The 2,761-nt window shown below is 74.0% G+C and carries 1 protein-coding gene; it reads left to right on the plus strand.

The window, feature by feature from the left end; genetic code table 11:
• Window positions 1-2,761: FtsK/SpoIIIE domain-containing protein (locus tag R6V09_RS50265; RefSeq protein WP_317888109.1), on the plus strand; the 2,761-nt coding region annotated here is incomplete at both ends.

A 2,761-nucleotide genomic window follows, 5' to 3' on the forward strand; every position in this document is an offset into this window, starting at 1 on the left:
GACCCGGCTGGCCGGCTGGCTGGCCGCCCAGGCCGCCGCCCTGCACAGCCCCACCGCCCTGCGCCTCGTCGTCCTCGCCGGACCGGACGGTGAACGCGACTGGTCCTGGATCCGCTGGCTGCCCCACACCCAGGCGCAGGGTGAGGACGCCTATGCCCTGATCGGCTCCACCGCCGAGTCCCTGGCCCGGCGCATCGGCGAACTCGGCCAGCTCGTCGCCTCCCGGGTCGCGGCGGGATCCGACCTCATCCGGGGCGGAGCGAACGGCTACCCCGACGTCCTCGTCGTCCTCGAACAGGCCCGCCGCGCCCGCTCGTTGCCCGGCGTGATCGCGCTGCTGCGCGACGGCCCGTCCGTCGGCGTCCACACCATCTGCATCGACCGCGAGGAGCGGCTCCTCCCCGAGGAGTGCGGCGCCGTCGTCGTCACCGAGGCGGGCGCCACCACCTCCAGGGTGCGCACCGGTTCCGGCGCCGCGCTGGAGAACGTCCGCAGCGACTCGCCCGAGTCCGACTGGTACGAGCACTTCGCCCGCGCGCTGGCCCCCCTGCGCGGCGTCGGCGACAGCGACGAGAGCGCACTGCCCGGCGCCGTACGCCTGTTGGACCTGCTGAAGGTCGAACCGCCCACCGCGGAGGCCGTGGTGGCCGGCTGGTCGCTGGGCGGCCGTAGCACCCGGGCCGTCCTCGGGATCGGCTACGACGGTGAGTTCGCCGTCGACCTGGTGCGCGACGGCCCGCACGCCCTGATCGCCGGCACCACCGGGTCCGGCAAGTCCGAGCTGCTGCAGACCCTCGTCGCCACCCTCGCGGTGGTCAACCGGCCCGACGAGATGACCTTCGTGCTCGTCGACTACAAGGGCGGCAGCGCCTTCGCCGAGTGCGCCGACCTGCCGCACACCGTCGGCCTGGTCACCGACCTCGACACCCGGCTCGTGGAGCGGGCGTTGGTCTCCCTCGGCGCCGAACTGCGGCGCAGGGAGACCCAGTTGGCGCAGGCGGGCGCCAAGGACATCGAGGACTACCTCGACAAGCGCTCACGCGGCGGCAACGTACTGCCCCCGCTGCCCCGACTCCTCCTGGTCGTCGACGAGTTCGCGTCCATGGTGCGCGAACTCCCCGACTTCATCTCGGGGTTGGTCAACATCGCGCAGCGCGGCCGGTCGCTCGGCATCCACATGGTGCTCGCCACCCAGCGCCCCGGCGGCGCGGTCACCCCGGACATCCGCGCCAACACCAATCTCCGCATCGCGCTGCGCACCACCGACACCTCCGAGAGCCGCGACATCATCGACGCGCCCGACTCCGGTGAGATCTCCCCGGCCAACCCCGGCCGCGCCTACGCCCGGCTCGGCCCGTCCGCCCTGCTGCCCTTCCAGTCCGGCCGCGTGGGCGGTCGTAGGCCCGGCGGTCAGCCCGCCGAAGGAACCGAGGTGACCGTCCGCGCGGAACCGGTGACCTGGCAGAACCTCGGCGGCCCGCTGCCGAGCACGCGCTCCCGTGGTGGTTCCTCGGCGGCGCAGACCGAGGCCGTCACCGACCTCGCCGTACTCACCGGAGCCATCGCCCAGGCGGCCCGGCTCGCGGACGTACCGCGCCAGCCGAGCCCCTGGCTGCCGGCCCTGCCCACCCTGCTCCCCTGGACGGCACCGCCCTCGCCCAAGCCCACCGCCGAGCGCGAAGCGGCCCTACCGGCCGTGGAGTACGGCATGGTCGACCTGCCCGCACAGCAGACCCGCACCGCGCTGGTCCTCGACCTCGACCGGGCCGGCCATCTGCACATCGTCGGCTCGCCCCGCAGCGGACGCTCCCAGACCCTGCGCACCCTGGCCGCCGCCCTCGGCCAGGCCCACGGCGCCGACGACGTCCACCTGTACGGCATCGACTGCGGCAACGGCGCGCTCAACGCCCTGACCGCGCTGCCGCACTGCGGCGCGGTGGTCGACCGCAACCAGATCGAGCGCCTCGGCCGTCTCCTCGACCGGCTGGGCGCCGAACTCACCGCGCGCCAGAGCATTTTGGGCGCGCGCGGCACCGCCGACCTGGCCGAACTGCGCGGGGCCCAGCTGCCGGAGGAGCGGCTCGCCCACATCGTGCTGATGGTCGACCGGTTCGAGGTCTTCGAGCGCGAGTTCGCCTCGTACGACAACGGCAGCTACATGGAACGCATGATCCGCCTGCTGCGCGACGGAGCGGGCGGCGGTATCCACGTCGTCCTGGCCGGCGACCGGGTGCTCGGCAGCAGCCGGTTCTCCGGCACCACCGAGGACAAGATCGTCCTCAGGCTCAACGACCGCCAGGACTACTCCAGCGTCGGCATCCCCACCAAGTCCGCGCCGACCGACCCGGAGCCGGGACGCGGCATCCGCACCCAGGACCTGAGCGAGGTACAACTCGCGGTGCTGGGCGAGGACTTGTCCGGCACCGCACAGGCCGACATCCTGCTCGCCCTCGGCCGGGACCTCACCGAGCGCGAGGCCGCGGTCCCCGCCGCGCGCCGCCCGATCCGCCTCGACGTACTCCCCGACCGGGTCACGTACGACGAGGCGCTCGCCCTGCACACCCGGGGCGGGCCGATGCGACCGCTGGTCGCCGTGGGCGGTGACGTCCTCACCTCGCTCGGCCCCGACCTGACGGACGTACCGACCTTCGTGATCGCCGGACCGCCGCGCACCGGACGCAGCACCGCCCTGCTCGTCGCGGCGGAGTCACTGCTGGCCGCGGGCGCCGGCCTCATCGTGCTGGCACCGCGCCGCTCGCCG

Source organism: Streptomyces sp. W16, assembly GCF_033194735.1.
In the GTDB taxonomy this organism is placed as follows: domain Bacteria; phylum Actinomycetota; class Actinomycetes; order Streptomycetales; family Streptomycetaceae; genus Streptomyces.